Annotated in this window: 21 protein-coding genes and 1 pseudogene; 13 read left to right on the plus strand and 9 right to left on the minus strand. The window is 51.1% G+C overall.

Features of this window, described 5'->3' with window-relative positions:
* The first annotated feature begins 102 nt into the window (after window positions 1–102).
* The 3 genes from H6750_15975 to H6750_15985 all read left to right on the plus strand — a co-directional run bounded on the left by H6750_15975 (window position 103) and on the right by H6750_15985 (window position 3,073).
* Window positions 103–957, plus strand: coding sequence for a transglutaminase family protein (locus H6750_15975; GenBank protein MCB9775805.1), 855 nt, complete (start codon window positions 103–105; stop codon window positions 955–957).
* Between the two features lie 120 nt (window positions 958–1,077).
* Complete coding sequence (locus H6750_15980; GenBank protein ID MCB9775806.1) at window positions 1,078–1,545, plus strand: YaiI/YqxD family protein; 468 nt, start codon at window positions 1,078–1,080, stop codon at window positions 1,543–1,545.
* Window positions 1,546–1,702: 157 nt separating this feature from the next.
* Window positions 1,703–3,073, plus strand: a complete 1,371-nt coding sequence (locus tag H6750_15985) for a carbohydrate porin (protein MCB9775807.1) — start codon at window positions 1,703–1,705, stop codon at window positions 3,071–3,073.
* Window positions 3,074–3,354: 281 nt separating this feature from the next.
* On the opposite strand, the gene H6750_15990 is transcribed toward H6750_15985, so the two are convergent.
* Together H6750_15990 and H6750_15995 are read right to left on the minus strand one after the other, a co-directional pair.
* Window positions 3,355–5,538 carry a VCBS repeat-containing protein gene (locus H6750_15990; protein MCB9775808.1) on the minus strand — a complete coding sequence of 728 codons (2,184 nt, stop codon included), beginning with the start codon at window positions 5,536–5,538 and terminating at the stop codon, window positions 3,355–3,357.
* 429 nt (window positions 5,539–5,967) lie between these two features.
* Window positions 5,968–6,489, minus strand: coding sequence for a DUF4112 domain-containing protein (locus H6750_15995; GenBank protein ID MCB9775809.1), 522 nt, complete (start codon window positions 6,487–6,489; stop codon window positions 5,968–5,970).
* 364 nt (window positions 6,490–6,853) lie between these two features.
* On the opposite strand from H6750_15995, the gene H6750_16000 reads away from it, so the two are divergent.
* Window positions 6,854–7,342, plus strand: coding sequence for a YchJ family protein (locus H6750_16000; GenBank protein ID MCB9775810.1), 489 nt, complete (start codon window positions 6,854–6,856; stop codon window positions 7,340–7,342).
* Between the two features lie 135 nt (window positions 7,343–7,477).
* On the opposite strand, the gene H6750_16005 is transcribed toward H6750_16000, so the two are convergent.
* Window positions 7,478–7,870 carry a hypothetical protein gene (locus tag H6750_16005; GenBank protein ID MCB9775811.1) on the minus strand — a complete coding sequence of 131 codons (393 nt, stop codon included), beginning with the start codon at window positions 7,868–7,870 and terminating at the stop codon, window positions 7,478–7,480.
* A gap of 322 nt (window positions 7,871–8,192) precedes the next feature.
* Between H6750_16005 and H6750_16010 the strand changes: the two genes are divergently transcribed.
* From H6750_16010 to H6750_16050, 9 genes are all read left to right on the plus strand, one after another.
* The gene (locus tag H6750_16010; GenBank protein MCB9775812.1) at window positions 8,193–8,546 is read left to right on the plus strand and encodes an HNH nuclease family protein; all 354 of its coding nucleotides are present in this window, start codon (window positions 8,193–8,195) and stop codon (window positions 8,544–8,546) included.
* Window positions 8,547–8,626: 80 nt separating this feature from the next.
* On the plus strand, window positions 8,627–9,043 hold the full coding sequence (locus H6750_16015; GenBank protein ID MCB9775813.1) for a hypothetical protein: 417 nt from the start codon (window positions 8,627–8,629) through the stop codon (window positions 9,041–9,043).
* A gap of 471 nt (window positions 9,044–9,514) precedes the next feature.
* Window positions 9,515–9,796 (plus strand): peptidylprolyl isomerase, encoded by a 282-nt coding sequence (locus H6750_16020; GenBank protein MCB9775814.1) that lies wholly within the window; start codon window positions 9,515–9,517, stop codon window positions 9,794–9,796.
* Window positions 9,797–10,046: 250 nt separating this feature from the next.
* Entirely contained in the window at window positions 10,047–11,681 is a 1,635-nt protein-coding gene (gene aepX, locus H6750_16025) for a phosphoenolpyruvate mutase (protein ID MCB9775815.1), read from the plus strand.
* A 211-nt stretch (window positions 11,682–11,892) separates the two neighbouring features.
* Complete coding sequence (locus H6750_16030) at window positions 11,893–12,096, plus strand: hypothetical protein (GenBank protein MCB9775816.1); 204 nt, start codon at window positions 11,893–11,895, stop codon at window positions 12,094–12,096.
* Window positions 12,097–12,102: 6 nt separating this feature from the next.
* Window positions 12,103–12,390 (plus strand): type II toxin-antitoxin system RelE/ParE family toxin, encoded by a 288-nt coding sequence (locus tag H6750_16035; protein MCB9775817.1) that lies wholly within the window; start codon window positions 12,103–12,105, stop codon window positions 12,388–12,390.
* On the plus strand, window positions 12,387–12,716 hold the full coding sequence (locus tag H6750_16040) for a hypothetical protein (GenBank protein ID MCB9775818.1): 330 nt from the start codon (window positions 12,387–12,389) through the stop codon (window positions 12,714–12,716). The genes H6750_16035 and H6750_16040 overlap by 4 nt, the downstream gene beginning before the upstream one ends.
* Before the next feature lie 173 nt (window positions 12,717–12,889).
* Window positions 12,890–13,729: a hypothetical protein gene (locus H6750_16045; GenBank protein MCB9775819.1), complete on the plus strand. Its 840-nt coding sequence runs from the start codon at window positions 12,890–12,892 to the stop codon at window positions 13,727–13,729.
* A gap of 138 nt (window positions 13,730–13,867) precedes the next feature.
* On the plus strand, window positions 13,868–14,620 hold the full coding sequence (locus H6750_16050) for an SDR family oxidoreductase (GenBank protein MCB9775820.1): 753 nt from the start codon (window positions 13,868–13,870) through the stop codon (window positions 14,618–14,620).
* A gap of 94 nt (window positions 14,621–14,714) precedes the next feature.
* Here H6750_16050 and H6750_16055 read toward each other — a convergent pair whose 3' ends face one another.
* The 6 genes and pseudogenes from H6750_16055 to H6750_16080 all read right to left on the minus strand — a co-directional run bounded on the left by H6750_16055 (window position 14,715) and on the right by H6750_16080 (window position 19,712).
* Entirely contained in the window at window positions 14,715–15,866 is a 1,152-nt protein-coding gene (locus H6750_16055) for a cupin domain-containing protein (protein ID MCB9775821.1), read from the minus strand.
* Complete coding sequence (locus H6750_16060) at window positions 15,863–16,330, minus strand: GNAT family N-acetyltransferase (protein ID MCB9775822.1); 468 nt, start codon at window positions 16,328–16,330, stop codon at window positions 15,863–15,865. The genes H6750_16055 and H6750_16060 overlap by 4 nt, the downstream gene beginning before the upstream one ends.
* A 549-nt stretch (window positions 16,331–16,879) precedes the next feature.
* Window positions 16,880–17,214, minus strand: a pseudogene (locus H6750_16065) (type II toxin-antitoxin system VapC family toxin).
* Entirely contained in the window at window positions 17,211–17,450 is a 240-nt protein-coding gene (locus tag H6750_16070; GenBank protein MCB9775823.1) for a type II toxin-antitoxin system Phd/YefM family antitoxin, read from the minus strand. The pseudogene H6750_16065 and the gene H6750_16070 overlap by 4 nt, the downstream one beginning before the upstream one ends.
* Before the next feature lie 78 nt (window positions 17,451–17,528).
* On the minus strand, window positions 17,529–18,773 hold the full coding sequence (locus tag H6750_16075) for a DUF1015 domain-containing protein (GenBank protein ID MCB9775824.1): 1,245 nt from the start codon (window positions 18,771–18,773) through the stop codon (window positions 17,529–17,531).
* A 183-nt stretch (window positions 18,774–18,956) separates the two neighbouring features.
* Window positions 18,957–19,712, minus strand: coding sequence for a cytochrome c biogenesis protein CcdA (locus H6750_16080; GenBank protein ID MCB9775825.1), 756 nt, complete (start codon window positions 19,710–19,712; stop codon window positions 18,957–18,959).
* Window positions 19,713–19,727 lie beyond the last annotated feature (15 nt).

Genomic DNA, 19,727 nt, shown 5'->3' on the forward strand with positions numbered 1-19,727 from the left:
CTATTTCCTTGACGTGGATATGGATAATGTCATTTGCGTTTCTCCACCATTTAGTCCAACAATATTTTTGATCCCAATAGATTTGAAAAATTGAATCGACCAATGCAGCGCTATAACATTCTTCATCGGACCTATTATAATTTTTCGGGTGCGGTGACACTTGGACCGCATCATTTACGTTTGCGTCCGAGGGAAGACTATGACCTGCACATTGAGTCATTAAAACTGAAGCTCACACCGCCGGCCACCCTGCTCTGGAATCGAGACGTAGAAGGCAATTCGGTGGCCACAGCCACCTTCGATATGCCCGCCAACCAGCTCGTGATTGAGAGCGAAGTCATCATCCAGCAATTCAATGAGTCTCCACTCGACTTTCTCGTTGCCGACTACGCTGTCGCGTATCCGTTTACCTATCAACCCGATGACCGGATCATGCTGCTCCCCTACATGGCATACCCTGAGCAAAACACCAAAGATCGACTGACTGAATGGATGGCGAATTTTTGGAAACCGGAAGAACCGATTCAGACGTACACACTCCTGCAACGTCTAGGCACCCACATCAACCAAACCCTTTCCTATCGAGTGCGGGAAGAACCTGGCGTTCAAACAGTGGGGCAAACACTGGAATACGGCACTGGTTCCTGCCGTGACTTTGCGTTACTCTTTATGGAAGCGGCACGATGCCTGGGTCTTGCTTCGCGCTTTGTCAGCGGATATCTTCATGCCCCACCATCAGCAACCGATTATGGTGCCACTCATGCCTGGGCCGAAGTCTACCTGCCGGGGGCCGGGTGGAAGGGGTTTGATCCTACTGTAGGAGCCATGGCCGGAACCGATCATATTGCCGTAGCCGTTGCAAGATTGCCCGAATCCATTCCGCCCATTGAAGGATCGTTCGTGGGGCCCCCAGGATCAACGCTTCATGTCGGCGTCTGGGTCACGAAGTGTGAGTGAACGAGCACTTTCCGTTCTTATGAAACACCATCGCTCCTCGTTTTTTTCAATACAGGCGAACTTTTTAAAAAATCCAACACACGCGGTTCTTTTTTCACCCCTCAACCATAAAGGTCGACCATGCCAATCTGGGTTGATGCCGATGCCTGCCCCAAGGTGATTAAGGAAATCTTATTTCGCGCTGCAGACCGGACAGCGGTGCAGGTGACGCTTGTGGCCAATCGCCTCTTGTATACCCCGCCGTCTCCCTATATTTCGGCCATCCAAGTCCCCGATGGATTTGATGTCGCGGATTCCGAAATCGTCAAAAGGCTCGAGGCCGGCGATCTGGTGATTACCGCCGACATTCCCCTGGCCGCTGAGGTGATTGGGAAAGGTGGCCATGCGCTTGATCCGCGGGGGGAGATGCATTCTTCCGATACGATTCAAGCCCGCCTCATGATGCGGGATTTCATGGAGACGCTCCGGGCCAGCGGCGTCGAGACCGGCGGGCCGTCGGCCTTGAGTCAACGGGACCGGCAATTATTTGCCAAACACCTTGATTATTATCTCACGACTCTGGTCAAACAGAAAAATGAGAATCCCTAGGAATCAGAAAACGCACATGGGGTATGGTGACAGGCCATAAACAATTGCTGACCCTACTTGCCCACATGGACATGAAACCCGGCATCAACAAAAATTCAATATCGCCCTCACCGGCAATACCTTATACAGCCAGTCCATGGGAGGCTGATTCACCGGCATGAGACTCTACCCGACAAGCATGACTCTTCCATCCTTAAATTGGCTATTTTTTTTGTTATTGTTGTTTCCCGTGCAAGCCTTTCCTGAAGAAATTCAGCCAATGGAACAGTTGGAAAAGATTATCGAAAAACCGAAGGCTGCCCGAAAAAGTTTGAAGGATGAGGGAATCCTTTTGGAAGCCACCAATACGATGGATATCCTCTCCAATGTTTCCGGCGGCATCCGGCAAAAAACCACTCTCACCGGGGATCTGGATCTTCTGCTCACACTGGATATAAAAAAATTAATTCCTAGTTGGAGAGGAACAGTCTTTGTGTATGGCTTGGGTTTGTATGGGGACAATCCCAGCCAATATGTCGGGGACATTCAAGGCGTGAGCAACATTGCGGCCGTGAATACCTGGAAACTGTTCGAAGCCTGGTACCAACACAATCTATTCCAACGATTTTCCCTGCTTGCCGGCCTGTATGATGTCACCTCGGAGTTCGATGTCATCATGTCTGCATCCACACTTTTTGTGAATAGCTCCTTCGGAACCGGGGCAGAATTCGGGGCCAGTGGAAAAACGGGCCCTTCCACCTTTCCTTCAACCTCTCTTGGGGTCCGGGCACAAGCTATCCTGACCGATTCCCTGATGGTTCGCGCCGTGGTCGCCGATGGCATTCCGGGCAATCCCGATGACGCTCACGGCACACACATCCATTTGCGAAAAGACGATGGTTTGTTCGGTTCCATGGAACTGGCGTATTACCAATACAGCAAAGAGGATTTAACCGAACCAAAGAAAGAAATGGTTAAAGAGAGCCCTCGTCGCCTGACCTTTCGTCGGATTGGAAGATCCGCCCCCATTGAATATGAAGCCAAAGTTGCCTACGGATTCTGGGGGTACACCACTTCTCTGGATCAACTCAACAAGTTCAATAGCTCGGGAGAACCTGTCAAACAACATGGCACTTACGGCATGTATGGATTAGCGGAATATGATGTGTATCATGAAAAGGAGGACAAAGATCAGGGACTGACCCTCTTTGGTCGAGCCGGAATGGCTGACCCCAATGTGAACCGCATTTCCCAGTACTATGGCGGTGGGTTCGTCTATAAAGGCTTATTTCCAGGGCGAAACATTGATGGAACCGGGATGGGAGTGGCCGTCGCGGTGAATAGCCATGATTATAAACAGTCTCAACGACGGGCAGGACAACGGGTTGAGAGTTCGGAGATCACGCTGGAATTGACTCATTCCATCTTTGTGAATCAAAACCTCATCATTCAACCGGATTTCCAATATGTCATTAATCCCGGCACGGTTCCCGGCAGGAATAACGCTGTTGTGGTGGGCATGCGGCTTGAGGTCAATCTCAATAATTGATTCACCCCCTTTTCAGGATCTCGTGCTTGGAGAAATAGGAGATATTAAACAGGATCAAAGACATCACCCATATAAGAAGGCTTCGATCAAGTAGACACGCGGTTCTATAGGTTTTCTTGGTTTTTCCGAAAATTTTATTCACCATCTCTGCCACCACCTGACCGATCTGCACCTGAGAGTAGGGGTCTGACCTTCTCGGAAGGTCAGACCCCTTTGGCTTTCCTCAGTCGAACCCTTCGGAGTCAGATGCTTGATCAGTCATCCTCCAGGAAATGATCGATCTAATTTTTTATTTCCCAGTCAAGCGATTTCGTACCGGGGGATCCACTCCCTCCCCCCTGCACTAACACTGACACTGCCCCAGTGACGGTATTCCTTATGATGAGGTCCGGCCTCCCATCCCCATTGGTATCTGCCACTTGCTCGATTTCCCGGTCAGAGGCCAGGTTAGCTACGTTAGCGGATAAGGCAATGGTCGCTCCATTCATCAACCACACCGCAACCGCTCCACTGCTGGCATTTCTCCAGAACAGATCTCTTGTCCCATTGCCATCGACATCCCCTGACCCCTCATAGTTCCACCCCGAGGGGACAGTGGCCGGAAAGCCCACCGACGTGATTGTGGACCCGTTCATCAACCATAACGCCACGACGCCGGTGTTTTTCCGCCAAATGACATCAGCCCTGCCATCTCCATTCACATCAGCAATCCCCACGATCTGCCACGCCAACGGCACACCGCCGGGGAAAGCGGTGGACTTAATCGCTGCGCCATCCATCAACCAGAGCGCTGTGGCGCCATTGATGGTGTTGCGCCAGACAAAGTCCGCCGTGCCATTCCTGTCCAGATCCCCGATCTGCCCAATCTCCCAATTCGTGGGACTACTTCCCGGGAATCCGACCGACGTGATCGTCAGCCCATCCATTAACCATACGGCCACGGCCCCGTTACTCGTGTTGCGCCACACGATATCCGCTTTGCCATCCCCATTCACATCACCCACCTTTGCAATCTCCCATGCCAACGGCAGGTCCCCCGGGAAACCGGCGTTGGCCAGGGCCGTCCCATTCATCAGCCATGCCTCTACGCTCCCACTACTCGTGTTGCGCCAAACAATATCTGCTTTACCGTCCCCATCCAGATCGAAGGTCACAGAACGATCACGGATAAAAATATCCCGTGCCCCATTAGTATCGCCTGCAACGAGATTGGTCGAATCGGAGAACATTCCGACAATATGCCCATCCAGACTGATGGCAGGATTACAACTAAAATCATTGCCCTTCACCCCTGCGGTCGACACACTCATCTGAGTTGTCGTGTTTGTCTGGCGATCGTGGACGAACACGTCTCCGTTTCCACTCGTCCCGCCCGGCACAAGATTCGTGGCATAGGACAGGAACGCCACAAACCGTCCGTCCCCGCTGATGGCTGGCTCAACACTTTCCTCGTTGGTCTGAGGACTCCCGCCTGTCGGCACACTGACCCGCGTGGTGGTGCCCGTCTGCCGGTCATGCACAAACACATCGCTGACTGCATTCGTATCTCCCGCCACCAGGTTATTCGATACCGACTCAAAAACGACGAATCGCCCGTCCGCACTGATATCGGGAGCAAAGGCAGGCGATGACCCTCCTGATCCCGTGCTCTGCCCCCCACCCGTGGCGACACTCACCCGCGTGGTCGTACCCGTCTGACGGTCATGCACGAACACATCGGTGCCTCCATTGGTATCTCCTGCCACGAGGTTGGTGGCCGAAGAATGAAACGCCACGAATCGCCCATCCATGCTGAGCGCGGGTAAAAAACTTCCACCATTGGCCTGAACGCCCCCGGTTGCCACACTGACCCGCGTGGTCGTGCCCGTCTGCCGGTCATGCACAAACACATCGCTGACTCCATTCGTATCCCCCGCCACAAGATTCGTGGCTACCGAATCAAATGCCACAAATCGACCATCCCCGCTTAAATAGGAATTAAAGCTGTTGCCATTCACCTGTCCCCCACCCGTGGCCACGCTCACCCTGGTGGTCGTGGCCGCCTGGCGGTCGCGGACGAATATGTCTCGTTTTGCATTGGTATCCCCGGCAACCATGTTGGTAGCATCGGACTCAAATGAGACCAAATTTCCGTCATCACTCAAATCCGGGGCTCGACTGAGGGAATTCCCCTGGGCTCCTCCTGTCGCCACGCTCACCCGTGTGGTCTCCCCGGTCTGCCGGTTACGAAGGAACACATCTAGCTCACCGTTGGTATCACCCGCTACCAGGTTGGACCCAAAAGAATGGAACACCACCAATTGGCCGTTTTCATTCAAGGCCGGCTGAAAACTATTGTTATTGGACTGCACGCTGGCCGTGCTGACACTTACCCTGGCCGTCTCCAGTGCATAAATTCGTGAAGCGAAGAGAGCGAGCGCGATGAAGCACATGACTGCGGTGACTATTGGGGGTTGAGTCTTCATAATTTTCCCTCCCGCGTCTGCCAAATAAAAAAGCCAGTTATTAAACCATCCCTTCAACACATCACCCCGATTTAAAATGGGGTATTTCCCAAATTATGATAAGCAACGCACATGAAATTTTTAAGAACGATTTTTTTCTTGGTTGGCCACATCCCAACAATCCCTTCCGGCGATGCGCCTAAAAAAACCCTAACGCAATTGGCCAATAATATCCACACTTTCTGACATGAAAAAAGTTCAACCCCAATGGGCACACAGGAATGGGCATGAGGGCCGGATGAGATGAAAAGCCCTGTACACTGAAAATGATAAAGGTTAGGCCCCTTATCTGTGGATGACCGTTCAAGATTTGAGATCAGGCTTCAATCTGATCAATCATCAACTGTCGACACACGGGATTACCTTCCTCGCTTACCATAAACCGAATATTCATGGCATTCCCTGTAGGATTTTCCAGACACGCGCGAGAAGCCAGATCACCCCCACTACCGTTCCCACGACGACAAAAGCGATCCCTAGCAATAATCCCACCACGAAAACCCAATCCCCTATGGTTGAAGTACGACGATCTCCAACAACGTGACGCTCCAGCAGCTCAACATTTCTGACATTACTTTTGAACCAGATAGAGAAAAGATCACCGAGAATGGGAATGCCACCGATCATGCCGTTTATCGCAATGTTCAGGCTCATACGGACTAACACGATTTTGGGAAGTTGCGACTGAGCAGCCACAACAAGAATACATGCGCCAGCGAAACTCACGATGACATCACCCACATAGGGAATGAGACCAATGACGGGATCCAAACCAATCCGGATTGAAGTTCCCGGAATCATATAGCGGCGATCCAGCAAGTCCGCTAAAAACTTGGCCATCTCAAATGTTTGGGAATGTCGCACGATAGGAGTCCCCACCCTTTTATACTGCAAATGAATAATTTGGTACATGAACCAGCATCATTCGGAGTGATGAAGAATATAACTAGATTCGCTTCACGAGCAACAGAGACAGGAAAGGAAAATTGTACGCCCCATGCAGCCAGGGATCATCGAAACACTTTTCCGCTCAATCCTGAATTGCGGGCAATGTGAGGTACAGGGTATTCAAAAAGGTCCACCGGGCATGGCTTCAGCCACAAAGACAGACCAGCTATTCAAAAGAGAAACGAGCAGAGAAAAGTGGCGGAAAACTGCTGCCGGGATTACCAATATTTTTCGAAAAAAATGAGATGCCGGGCCTTTTGACTTTTCCGGCACTGGCGGCGTACAAGAGTCAATCATCATTTGCCTTTACTTTGAAAAGGAGTCCCATATGCAGTGTCCGTGTCAGAGCGGAAAGACCTTCAAACAATGCTGTGAGCCCGTGATCACTGGAGTGAAACAGGCAGCGACTGCCGAACAACTCATGCGGGCCAGATATTCGGCCTATACGCAAGTCCAGATGGATTTCATCGAAAAGACCCATGATCCCAAAACCATACGCGACATTGACCTTGAGGCCAATCGCAAGTGGGCAGAAACCACCAAGTGGACGGGGTTAGAAATTCTTGCGACCAAACAGGGCGGAGTGGACGACGATGCGGGCCTCGTCGAATTCAAAGCCACGTTTGAGACCGAAAAAGGCCCTCAAATCCATCATGAGTTGAGCGAGTTTCGGAAACATGAAGGGACCTGGTATTTCTCAGACGGCAAAAGTCCCGGAGTTCGAACCGTCGTGCGTAGCGAGGCGAAGATTGGACGGAACGATCCGTGCCCCTGCGGCAGCGGGAAAAAGTATAAAAAATGCTGTGCGAACTCCTGAATCATCATGTGATGCCATATCGGGTCTGTTTCACGCACTTCTGTCCATGCATGACATCATCATCTATACCCACGCGCCAAAAACTGACAGACCACCGGCCAGATTGGTGACGGAACTCCTTCTCTGTCAAAAGGCTTATGCCGTCTTTGCCTCCCCCTGCCATAGCATATCGTAACCGAGTTCTTTCGTCTCAGAACACATCGTCGCCAAAGCGGCGAATGTCTTATTGAACAGTTCATCGGCATGAGATTTTTCGTGATCCTCAAATGAACTCCAATAGGTGACAATCGCGTAATGGTCATCTGCGGTTTTTGATGCACTCAGGGACCCTTCGTCTGATACGAAACCGGAAAATTTGAACACCTGCCCGGCGATGAACCCCCCTTTGTCTCCCCCATAGGTTTCCTTAACGACCATACACATCTCTCCCACGGCCAGCTCCACCTGATCGAAGGAAACGCCGGGCTTCAATTTGACGGTGTTAAACAACATTTTTGCCCCAAATGGAAGCGTAATAGGACCAAACATGGCACCCTCCTGGTGAGAGCACCCGTCTCGAAGCGGGTGCTTATAAAAGAAATGATCAGACTAAACCTATCCGCAGCACTCTTCGGCATCTTAGCACTTCCCGCATAGGGCTCGCAGGCCTCACACCACACGATTCCTCCCCAACCATCGCGAAGGCCTCATCCAACGGTTGACAACCCATCAGGCATGCTCAACGGGGCGTCAATTCACATTGCATTGACAAAGACCGGGAAAACTTCGAGAATCCTCGCATTGGATTCACGCGACTATTCATCGCTGGCGACAGACCACCACGACGCCATCATTTGAAAGGACGCACATTATGGGGAATGCATACCGGGGTCGGCACAAACTGCGACGACTCCAAAAACCTGCCGTCGACAAACCCATTGACGAAATCCTGAAAGGACTGCGACCGAAGCCTGCACCCTCAAGCAACAGCTCCTATCGGGAACAGTCACTGAAGATTCACGGCCTGATTTGCGCCAAATGTGCTAGAGAATTCGATCTCAAGACCAGACACCTGCTCACGGTGCACCATAAAGACGGCAATCACCACAACAATCCGCCGGACGGGTCGAACTGGGAGAACCTCTGCGTATACTGCCACGATGATGAACACAGCCGGGGAATCCTTGGTGATTATTTGCGCAAGGCAAAAGAGGACAAGGCTTAGGGAATCAGTCTACAATCCCTGAGCGGGGGCAGTCTGCTTGTTGTTGGCTAGAACGAATTGACGGAGAGGTTGATCATCCTATGCTGAGGAAAGAATCACTACGGGGGATACATGGCATCTATGTGGTCGTTGAGGACTTAGGTCCGGAGCTGAGGGGAGTATTAAACCGGAGTGAGTTGCGCAAACGCGTGGAGGCACAATTGCAGACGGCGGGGATTCGCCTGGTCAAGGAACTCGAAGCCGCCAAATTACCAGGAGAGCCCTATTTATATGTCAATATGGCGGCTCTTCCCTTGGGCCCCAAGCGTTATGCCTGTCGGATCGACCTTGAAGTCCACCAATTGGTAGCCCTTGTTCATAACTCCTCCACGGGACACGCCATCACCTGGGAACAAGGCGTCGTAACCGCTGGTGGGGTCAAAACCATTTTCAACAATTTTGACGAACTGGTGTTGGATTTTATTTGTGATTACCTGGCGATGAATCCTGACAACTAGCCTATCAACTCCATCACTGCCCATCGTTCATTCGATTTTCGTGGACTTCTACCAGGACTCTTCCCCTTTTTCTCCGGCCTTCAGTCTCACACCATGACAGGGCCTCCTCCACTCGACCCGTTTCTGATCGCCAGAACATTCGTCCTTCCACCATGGGTCTGTTGAAAAAAGCCGCCAGCGGCGTTCTCGCCACTTTTCCGTGCTCACATACGACGCGTACGCTCCGCGCGCAAAAACGGCTGCGGCCTTACTGGACGGACTTTTTTGAACCGACCCGGAGCCTTTGATGGGTAAACTAATCCTGGGCAAATTTCCCCTTGAACATCTTTATTTTTCAACACTCCCACCATACGTTTTGAACAAGAGAGTTTCAGGGATTAGGCCGGCCGATTCTCATGAAATTTGACCTTGGCTGGTCAATCATGAGAAAAGGACCATTGTCCAATTTTCTAGCCTAGAAGGAGAATGCTCATGGCGAAAGCGCGCGCCCGTCACATTTTGGTCTCAACAGAAGAAGCATGCAAAAACTTAAAAACACAAATTGAGGGTGGTGGAGATTTTGCTGCCGCCGCAAAGGAACATTCCACCTGTCCATCAGGGAAACAAGGTGGCGATCTGGGCGAGTTCGGCCCGGGTCAAATGGTCAAAGAATTCGATGAGGTTGTGTTTAGCGGCGAACTCGGCAAGGTCCACGGCCCCGTCAAAACCCAGTTTGGCTATCATCTTCTTGAGATCACCAGCCGCACGCCATAATTAGTTCACTGTTCATCCGGACAAGGGCATGGTCTCGGGGCTATGCCCTTATCCTGACCCCATCATCTTCAAAACCTGTCACAAGCATTGGGGGCAATCATTTTGCCTACTCGTTCATCCGGTAGATTCCAGCCCCAAACGTCTTCCCGGATTCCCGATCAGATGCGGAAAGGTTTGGCATCAAGATTCCCCTTGATGTAGACTTCAGTACTTTATTGAACAATCTGAAACACTGTCACATTGACCGATTATGCCAAGCGAACCTCAGCCGCAAAAATCAACGCAATTCAAAAAACTCCTCTTGTCCCCCAAGCTTGAATTCATCTGCGAGGCTCATAATGGGCTGAGCGCCAAGATCGTGGAAGAAGCAGGATTCCATGGCATCTGGGCCAGCGGACTCTCGATCTCAGCGCAATTCGGGGTGCGAGATAACAACGAGGCCAGTTGGACCCAGGTTCTGGACAATCTGGAATTTATGTCTGACGCGGCCCGCATTCCAATTCTCCTTGATGGAGATACCGGCTACGGCAACTTCAATAATATGCAGCGTCTCATTCGCAAATTGGAACAACGGCATATCGCGGCCGTGTGCATTGAAGACAAGTTGTTTCCGAAGACGAATAGCTTTCTTAAGGGTGACACACAGCCCATGGCCGACATGGAAGAGTTTTGTGGAAAAATTAAAGCCGGAAAGGATGCGCAATCCGATCCGGATTTCTGCATCATCGCCCGCGTTGAAGCGTTCATCTGCGGATGGGGACTGGCGGAAGCCTTGCGACGGGCAGAGGCATATCGCCAGGCCGGAGCGGATGGCATTCTGATTCACAGTGCGCTGGCAGTACCGGATGAGATTCTGGCATTCAAGCGGGAATGGAGCAATCGTTCACCCGTGGTGATTGTGCCCACAAAATATTATTCCACTCCCACCGATGTGTTCCGGCAACATGGCTTTTCCATGGTGATTTGGGCGAATCACATGCTCCGCGCGGCCGTCGCCACCATGCAGACGACGGCTCGCGTTCTGAAAGAACAAGAAAATCTCTTATTCATTGAGGATAATATTGTGCCGGTCTCTGAAGTTTTCCGTCTGCAAGGTGCGGATGAACTCATGCAAGCCGAGCAGCGCTATCTTCCTAAAAGTGCCGACCGCGCATCGGCTATTGTCCTCGCCGCTTCCCGCGGTGATGAGTTAGGGGAGCTCACCGAAGACAAACCAAAAACCATGGTGAATATCCGGGGCGTCCCGCTCCTTGCTCATATCGTTGACGCCTACAACAGCGTCGGCATCAAGGAAATTCTTGTGGTCCGGGGGTATAAGAAAGAAGCCGTCAACCTTCCCAATCTGACCTATGTCGATAACGATGCTTTCGCGGAAACGGGAGAATTGGATTCCTTGTTGAAAGCGCTTCAATCAAAAGAAGCCCGATTCCAGGACACCATCGTATCCTATGGCGATGTGTTGTTTAACACGTACATTCCCCAGGCGCTGCTGCAAGCCAAGGATGACTTTGTTATTTTTGTGGATAGCGACTGGCAGGAAAAAACGAGTTATACGAGGCTTGGCGGGTTTGCCGAATGTACCGCTCCGAATTCCCGAAAGGCCTTTAACGCCCAGATTCATCTCAAGCAATTAGGCAGGACTGTCCCTTCAGACATGATCCATGGCGTATGGATGGGATTTTTTAAAGTCTCGGCTCAAGGAGTCACGCAGTTGCACGAGATCCTTACCGAACTTCTTGCCGACCCGAAACACCGGAAAGCAGGAATGGCCATCCTGTTCCAGGAGTTATTACGAAGAAACTATCCGATTAGGGTGCTCTATACCGTTGGGCATTGGCTGGATATTAACAGCCTCGATGATGTCGTGGAAGCTGGAAATTTCTAAGCTTCGTTCTCTGGATTTTTCTTGAATGGACGGGAGATACCGGTCTTCGGTCCGGCAGCTGAGAGGTTGCCTGATGCGTCTTGAAAAACACGCCTTTTTGTGAGGGCAAAATGACAGAAAACTCGTGACATCCCGTTCAGCCGCATCAAATGAGGTAGAAGAACTATCAAAGATCACAGGCTCAGTTCCTGACATGAATGGAGGCTTCATCATGAACATCTCCGATCTCTCTCAGAAAGAATTTAAAGAACTGGTTAATAGCATGGTAGATGACCGGTTGTGTGAACTGCTGGGCGACCCCGATCTTGGCCTGGCTCTGGATGACAAGGTGCGCGCGCAATTAAAACAAGTCTTGAATTCCCCGGAGCGCGTGACGGGAGAAACCGTCGCTGAACGACTGGGTCTCAAATGGTGAGATGACATGCCCTGGTATCGTGTCACCTATCAACTTTCAATCCTGGACGACCTTCAAACAACCGACCAGGGTATGGCCCAGCGTCTGTTGGACAAGACCAAGTGGTTAGCCTCGAATGTCGCCAATCTTCGGCATGAACCCCTGGACGACGATCTACCCGGTCTCGTCCAATACGCCGTGGGAGACTGGCGCATTCTCTACTCCATCGACCAGGACGAGCATGTCGTCCACATCCATCGAATTGCGACCAGGCGGGAACTGTACGCCAATCGCACCGCACATCAGGATTCATGAACCGGTCTGAACAGATCGAACAGGAACTCATCAACGCCGCCAACGGACTCCGGACTGGGAACGATGGGTTAGCCAGAGTCTGCGCACGGCGAGCCGTGGCACTGGCCTCCCAACAATGGGCTGCGCAACAGAAACTGGCAAACTGGAGAGGAGATTCCATGCATCACCTTCAGCAGATCCAAGCAGAACCCACGTTTCCATTACCGGTAAGAGCGGCCGCGCAACGACTTCTGACCAAAGTGACTGAACAGACACAGTTGCCCATGACCACGGATCCCATCACCGACGCCCGCCTCATCCTTGACCACCTGAATGCAAAAATTTGAAGGCAGACATTCGGATCCATCCCGGTCTTCCAGCTTTCCTCAGAGAACTTTCACTCCCGGGCTAGCCAATGCGTATGGGCAGAATTGAACAACGCTTTCGCAAGTCCAAGTGTCATTTTGCAAAGCACGCAAAGATTGGACTCCATCTTTTGTTTCTGACGATCATGGTGATAATGGCTCACCCCGGACTCGTGATGGGTGCCGCCTCTCCCCAATTCACCATTGAAGCCCCGGAATCCTTGGAACCGTTAGCTGCCCACTTGAAGGACAGCAACCCACAAGCGCTTCAGCGTATGATGGACTTTATGGGACTTGAACATCCCGGACTTCCCATTCGAGTCATCCTGGCGCCAAAGGAATCGCCCCTTGCACAGGAATCACCGGAATGGATATCTGGTTACGCCGTCGGTCAGACTTCCACAATTGTGCTCCTCACTGACCGGAGTTTGACCTATCCGAATGATTCACTCAACGAAGTCTTCCTGCATGAAATCAGCCATATCCTGGCCCATCGGGCGGCAGGAGAACAGCCTTTGCCTCGATGGTTTGATGAGGGATTAGCGATGATGACCGCCCGAAGGTGGGATTTGGAAGACCGAGCCCGATTAGTCTGGGCAATGGTCTCAGACACGCAGGTCTCTCTGAATGAACTCAATACTCTCTTCAACAAAGACGAGACCTCTGTCCGACGGGCCTATGTGCTGGCTTACGCCTTTACGCGAGACCTCCTGGAACAGACAGGACAGGATACCCCCAAACGTATTCTGGCAAAAATCCAACAAGGCGTGTCTTTTCCTGAAGCCTTTGCACAAACCACCTCCATGACACTCACTCAAGCAGAAGAGCAGTTCTGGAGTCGGCAGACACTCTGGAATCGCTGGATCCCTGTGGCCACCAGCTCCGGAATGGTCTGGCTCGCGATCACACTCCTCGCCTTTTGGGCGTTTACCAGACAGCGGAAGCGCGCTGCAGCCATTAAGAGAGCATGGGAAGAAGATGACGATGATCTCTGATGGGTTGTCTCACGACCAACAACTCAGAACCATTCACTAATGCGTTGTTGGAAGAGAGATGAAAATTTCATTCTAAAATGTTTTACTAGAGTGACACGCGAATACAATGCTCTCTATCCACCTTGAAAGGAAATTCCTATGCCTCAAAGACTCAAAGACAAAGTGGCCGTCATTACGGGTGGCAATAGCGGGATTGGTTTGGCCACAGCCAAATTATTTCAGGCTGAAGGGGCCAGGGTGATTATCACGGGAAGAAGAAAAGAGGCCGTGGAAACGGCAGTGAAAGAAATTGGAGGAGCGAGTGCCGGTTTCGTATCGGATACCGGGAATCTCAATGACATCGCGGATTTGTATCAACAGATTCACAAGACGGCGGGAAGGATCGATGTTCTCTTCCTCAATGCCGGCATTGCGATTTTTGGCCCATTTGACACCGTCGACGAAGCCACATTCGATAGGATGGTCAATGTCAATTTCAAAGGCCTGTTCTTCAATATTCAAAAAGCCTCTCCGCTTCTAAATGAAGGAGCATCGATCATTATCAATTCGTCCATCGCGGACCAGAAAGGATTTCCCAATTCCAGTGTCTATGGCGCAACCAAAGCGGCCGTTCGGAATCTGGCCAGAACCTTGTCGAGTGAATTTCTCGAAAGAAAAATCCGGGTAAACGCTCTAGCCCCTGGGCCAATTGATACCCCTATTTTTGAGAAAGTGGGCGTTCCTGCAGAAGAAGTTCCAGGCATGAAAGCCAGCTTTGGTGACCAAAACCCCATGAAACGAATGGGCAGCTCACATGAAGTTGCCACAGCCGCGCTATTTCTCGCATCAGATGATTCATCTTACATTACAGGGATTGACCTCACCGTCGATGGTGGCGCCACACAACTCTAATTATTCACAGATGATGGCGACCAAACAGAGGGGCGATCAGTTTCTTTGGCCTGAAAGGAAGCCTCTCTTTCCGGGAAGGATGGAAAAGTATTTTTCAGGCAGAAAGATAGAGACTGCCATGGCTCAGCAAATCGAGAAGTAGGGAATCATGCCCTTCCGACGGGACGAAGTGCTCCGAACCGATTTGGCGTTCGGCGCACAAGGTTTTCACCAGATCCGTCATGAGCGCAGTGCAGGTGTACTGACGCCCATCAACAAATAACCAGATATTCTGTCCGTGTTCATGAAACGCAAAACGTGACCCTTCATTTCTGACAAGTTTTCCTCCCTCCGAAAGATGGGTACGTACATCTTCGAGACGGTGTCCCTCCGGCGTCGTCTCCTCATCCTGGTATTTCGGAGAGGTCATGTAACAACCAAACCATTGAGCCAGCTTGCTCTCATCTTCGACATACCGGGTAAGGATCTGCTGAACTTTTCTAACTGCCTCGGATGTAATCTGGCCGGGATTGGCTTGAGGAACCAGATCCGGATCCGCATAGCGGACTTCTTCGCTCAGCGCTTCTCCCACCGATTCGGAATAGTCGAGCAAGATATCCCGATGAGACGGCGCACGAAACCCCACCGAACAGGTCATGCAATCCTCACCCACGGCTATCCCGTTATGTCCGACACGCGGGGGTACATACAGCAGATCGCCCGGCTCCAATATCCAGCGTTGTTCCGGATTCCATTCGGACAGGATCTTGACCGGAACATCCGAACGGCGAGGAGATGTTTCATCATAGATCCCCCCGACTTCCCATTGGCGGCAGCCACTGACCTGCACCAGAAACACATCATAGTTATCATAATGGGGCCCGACCCCCCCCTTGTCGCCGGAATAGCTGATCATCAAATCATCAACCCGCCAACTGGGGATAAAATAAAATTGCGCAAGAAACTCAGCGGCGGCCGGCACCCAATGATCCACAGCCTGGACCAACAAGGTCCAATGCGCGCCTGGCAGAGCGGAAAATGTCACATCAGTAAACGGACCATGAGAAAGTTCCCATTGGTCGCTTACGGGATTTTGAATGATCAGCCTCGATTCGACCTCTTCTTCGCAAGCGAGACCAGCCAATTCATCAGCCGCAATCGGCGGATTGATCCCGGGCAGGGCCTGCCGAATCAACAACGGCTTCTTCTGCCAATATTCACCTAAAAATGTTTCAAGTGAAAGATCGCCCAGAGGGAGAGTTTTCATACTGTCGTATCCTTCACCATATCAACGTGAGGGATCCCATCTTCGAGATAGCCATCGGACACTTGGATAAACCCATATTGCGCATAGAATCGGTGTAGGTGACTTTGTGCCGACATTTTAATAGGCACCTCAGGCCAACGATGGGATATCTCCTGCAAGGCTGTCTGTAACAATTGGTGCCCAATCCCCTGCTGACGAAAATCTGCCTTCACCACAAACCGCCCCAGATTCACCTCAGCGTGACAGAGTCCAGGTGGAAGAATCCGCGCATAGGCAATCAATTCCCCACCTTCACTGCGTCCAGAAATGTGCCTGGTTTCCGGATGCCGGTCATACTCATCCAATTCCCGATAGGCACAGTGTTGCTCCACCACAAACACCTCCACGCGCAGCTTCAGGAGGTCATATAACTGATCCGATTCCAATTCTTGAAAAGTCTTAATGTTCCACTGAATATCGTTCATGAACCTCAAAATCTCATGGTACAACAGATATTTTACCGACCGGGAACAAATCCTTTACCACTTTGCAATATGCTCCCTATACATTGAATAAAGACAATTTTACTTAGGGAGGCAACAATGATTGACAAGTTCCTCATCTCAGTAATTCATTTTTTATTATGCTCACGGATTTTTAAATTTTTCATGCCTAACATTCACGCCATTTTAATCCAATTAGTCTTTGCCAATAGTTATCCTTATCCACCACCACATTCTATCAGGGCAAATTCCATTCAAAATAATATTGGTTCATTCCGGCTAAAGAACCCTTTTCTCTCATACTCCCCAACCCGAGATTAAACTTAAAAAACTATATGAATGTGGAAGCACAATCGATTCAAGAGTGTGCGATTTCTACATTCGCCCTATCCTGTCAGATGTGGATGAAAAGGCCATCATGGAGATTGGGGTCAAACCGGATGCTTTTAGGGGCGGGCACAACGTGATCCGCATCTGCCACAACCAACTGTTCCTCACCCCTTGTCGGATATAACCAGAAGGCAACTCCAATTAAATATCATGCGTGATAATCGTTAATTGTTCCGTTTGAGCTTGGGCAATGAGCATACGATCTCCACATGGTGACGGGGTAGGTTTCCTGCAACATGGCCATGCCGGATTGAGTTTGGAAGGTGTTGAAAACTATTAGACTCTAGGACTTCTTCCAGTTCATCAGGGACCTTGAGCTTTCCCGGTTCCGGATTAATGGAAATTTCCCATGCGTTGACGGCACTCACAAATATCCCATTTTCTCCATTCTTGACCGCCACAGCAGCTTTGGAAGTGAGTGATTTATGATCACTCAGCCACCAGAGCAAGACATGGGTATCTAATAAGAATTTCACCCAGCCTTGCCCCTGAAAATCCGAGAGAGATTTTCGGGAAGTTCATCAAAATCCTTGGAGATTTTGACTTTGCCCTTCCAGGACCCTGGTTTTCTCGACTGTTGTTTAACTTGATAGGGAATGAGCTTAGCCATTGGTCTTCCAGCTCGAGCAATAACCACTTCTTCCCCAGATGCCGCTAAATCGAGCAGTTGCGAAAGGTGAGTCTTGGCTTCATAGACATTTACCGTTTTCATGAGATTCCTCCACGCCTTGGTCTAGCCTGACCAACTCATCCATTGGCCGACTTTCCCCAACCTGAGAGCTATTTTTCTTTAGTCGTGCAGCATGTGGATGAAGAGACCGTCACGGAGTTTGGGTTCAAACCATGTGCTTTTGGGAGGCATGACGCGATCCGCATCGGCCACCGCCATCAATTCCTCAACGGTGGTCGGATACAACCAGAAGGCGACAGCCCAGTCCCCACTGTCCACTAACGCTGCAAGTTGTTGGGTTCCGCGAATACCCCCCACAAAATCTATGCGTGGATCTGACCGTTGGTCTTTTATGCCTAACAACGGATCTAACACCCGCTCTGTCAATTCTGAAACGGCTAGCGCACGCACCGGGTCCTGCTGACTGTTCAATGACGGATCCTCTTTGGGTTTCGCGCGATGCCATTGCCCTTCCAGGTACATATCGAAACCGGCGGCAGGTGGTTGGCCTGGTTGCGTGGTCACCTGCAATTCAAAGTGTGGAGATAATTTTTCGAGCAATGCTTGGGGGGTGAACCCATTCAAATCCCGAACAACCCGATTGTAGGGAAGGATTTGTAGTTGGTCATGTGGAAAGATGACTGCCAGAAAGCCTTCTTCATGCTTTCCAGCAGACAGTGCGCCTGCCTGACCACGGGACGCACGAACCCGACTTGCCGCAGCCGATCGATGATGCCCATCGGCGATATATAAGGCCGGGAGATCTTGAAAGTTCTTTATGACTTCTTGAATGGCGGATGGATCCCGCACGCTCCAGACGGTGTGTTCGATCTTATCATGGGCGACAAAATGTACATCCGGCTTCGTACCCGTCACCTCTTTTAACCACTGATCAATTTTGGCCGTCTGGCGAAAAAAGAGCAAAACCGGCCCCGATTGCGATGCATGGGTTTCGATAATCCGCACCCGGTCAGCTTCCTTGACCGGCCTTGTATATTCATGTTTTTTAATGATGCCCTGGTCGTATTCGTCGACGGATGCCAGTGCTACGATGCCGGTCTGCTCATGCTGACCCCACTTTTGTCGGTAGACACCGAAGAGTGGTTGTGGCTCTTGGGCCAAGACTCCGTCCTTGATGAGCTTCCGGAGATTATCGGCCCCTCGTTGATAGACCTCAGCGGAATAGGGGTCGACTCCATCACCAAGCTCAAGTTCGGCCCGACCAATGCGAAGGAAGCAATAGGGATTTCCATCCGCTAACTCACGCGCCTCTTGCAAGGAGACCACATCATAGGGAGGGGCCGCCACTTGACTGGCAAATTCAGATTTGGGTCTCACAGCTCGGAAGGGCGCAATTGTCGCCATACGGTCATTCTCCTTGTTAAATGGATCTTCAACACTTTTGACATACACCACCGCGTAGGTATGCAAAGCGGAACCTCGCCTTCAATCTGCCCCAAGGGTAAACGATAGCATGATGAACGAGCAACGGGTTATGCACATTGGCAGGAGAGATATGGATGACCAGAGGCAACAGCCGAATAGGAACTATTGGCCGATATACCATCCAATACCCGAGCGTTCCAGGTAACTCGCCAGAAAAAAGAATGAATGGGTATAGAGGAGACCGCCGACTGCCACCAGTAGCAATCCACTCAGGACGGAGAGCGCCTTCATAAAAGTTCGGATCCCCCGAATGCGGGTTAATAATCGATCGAGCCATACAGACGTGGCAAGCAGTGGAAGCCCCAGCCCAATTGAATAGAACACGAGGAGGGCCAATCCATCAACAGCGGTATCGGTGTTGCCGGCAGATAAGAAGATAGACGCGAGTATCGGACCCACACAGGGAGTCCAACCTATGGCAAAGGTGGCCCCGATGAGAAAGGAGCCCAGATAGCCTAACGGATGGCTCCGAACATGGAGCCACCATTCTTGGGACAGAAAACCGAAGTTGAACAGCCCCAATACATACAGACCAAACAGGATCATCAGCCCTCCTCCGATCTTTCGCAGATGGTCCTGATAATTGATCAGCCATTGGCCAAACCAATCGGCCGAAAGGCCAATCGCGATGAAGACGACGGAAAACCCTCCGATGAACAGCAAGGAATTCAAAATAATTGTTTTGCGAATCCGGTCCCGTCCCGAGTTATCCCGGAATTGGTCAATGGACAGTCCCGTGATATAGGAGACGTAGGACGGCACCAGAGGAAGCCCGCAAGGGGAAACGACTGACAAGAGGCCGGCTCCAAACGCCGCCGACAAGGTCACCTGAGAAATATGTGCGCCGGACTCCACCATGAGTGTCCTATCCCT

This window comes from Nitrospiraceae bacterium (assembly GCA_020632595.1).
Taxonomy (GTDB): domain Bacteria; phylum Nitrospirota; class Nitrospiria; order Nitrospirales; family UBA8639; genus Nitrospira_E.

What these genes read in the sequence shown, in the direction of transcription:
- H6750_16060 (MCB9775822.1), bottom strand. Translation starts at nt 16,330, where the DNA reads ATGAACGATATTCAGTGGAACATTAAGACTTTTCAAGAATTGGAATCG.
- H6750_16070 (MCB9775823.1), bottom strand. Translation starts at nt 17,450, where the DNA reads ATGAAAACGGTAAATGTCTATGAAGCCAAGACTCACCTTTCGCAACTG.
- H6750_15990 (MCB9775808.1), bottom strand. Translation starts at nt 5,538, where the DNA reads ATGAAGACTCAACCCCCAATAGTCACCGCAGTCATGTGCTTCATCGCG.
- H6750_16030 (MCB9775816.1), top strand. Translation starts at nt 11,893, where the DNA reads ATGAACATCTCCGATCTCTCTCAGAAAGAATTTAAAGAACTGGTTAAT.
- H6750_16045 (MCB9775819.1), top strand. Translation starts at nt 12,890, where the DNA reads ATGGCTCACCCCGGACTCGTGATGGGTGCCGCCTCTCCCCAATTCACC.
- H6750_16010 (MCB9775812.1), top strand. Translation starts at nt 8,193, where the DNA reads ATGGGGAATGCATACCGGGGTCGGCACAAACTGCGACGACTCCAAAAA.
- H6750_16020 (MCB9775814.1), top strand. Translation starts at nt 9,515, where the DNA reads ATGGCGAAAGCGCGCGCCCGTCACATTTTGGTCTCAACAGAAGAAGCA.
- H6750_16035 (MCB9775817.1), top strand. Translation starts at nt 12,103, where the DNA reads ATGCCCTGGTATCGTGTCACCTATCAACTTTCAATCCTGGACGACCTT.
- H6750_15980 (MCB9775806.1), top strand. Translation starts at nt 1,078, where the DNA reads ATGCCAATCTGGGTTGATGCCGATGCCTGCCCCAAGGTGATTAAGGAA.
- H6750_16080 (MCB9775825.1), bottom strand. Translation starts at nt 19,712, where the DNA reads ATGGTGGAGTCCGGCGCACATATTTCTCAGGTGACCTTGTCGGCGGCG.
- H6750_15985 (MCB9775807.1), top strand. Translation starts at nt 1,703, where the DNA reads ATGAGACTCTACCCGACAAGCATGACTCTTCCATCCTTAAATTGGCTA.
- H6750_15995 (MCB9775809.1), bottom strand. Translation starts at nt 6,489, where the DNA reads ATGTACCAAATTATTCATTTGCAGTATAAAAGGGTGGGGACTCCTATC.
- aepX (MCB9775815.1), top strand. Translation starts at nt 10,047, where the DNA reads ATGCCAAGCGAACCTCAGCCGCAAAAATCAACGCAATTCAAAAAACTC.
- H6750_16000 (MCB9775810.1), top strand. Translation starts at nt 6,854, where the DNA reads ATGCAGTGTCCGTGTCAGAGCGGAAAGACCTTCAAACAATGCTGTGAG.
- H6750_16055 (MCB9775821.1), bottom strand. Translation starts at nt 15,866, where the DNA reads ATGAAAACTCTCCCTCTGGGCGATCTTTCACTTGAAACATTTTTAGGT.
- H6750_16015 (MCB9775813.1), top strand. Translation starts at nt 8,627, where the DNA reads ATGCTGAGGAAAGAATCACTACGGGGGATACATGGCATCTATGTGGTC.
- H6750_15975 (MCB9775805.1), top strand. Translation starts at nt 103, where the DNA reads ATGCAGCGCTATAACATTCTTCATCGGACCTATTATAATTTTTCGGGT.
- H6750_16050 (MCB9775820.1), top strand. Translation starts at nt 13,868, where the DNA reads ATGCCTCAAAGACTCAAAGACAAAGTGGCCGTCATTACGGGTGGCAAT.
- H6750_16075 (MCB9775824.1), bottom strand. Translation starts at nt 18,773, where the DNA reads ATGGCGACAATTGCGCCCTTCCGAGCTGTGAGACCCAAATCTGAATTT.
- H6750_16005 (MCB9775811.1), bottom strand. Translation starts at nt 7,870, where the DNA reads ATGTTTGGTCCTATTACGCTTCCATTTGGGGCAAAAATGTTGTTTAAC.
- H6750_16040 (MCB9775818.1), top strand. Translation starts at nt 12,387, where the DNA reads ATGAACCGGTCTGAACAGATCGAACAGGAACTCATCAACGCCGCCAAC.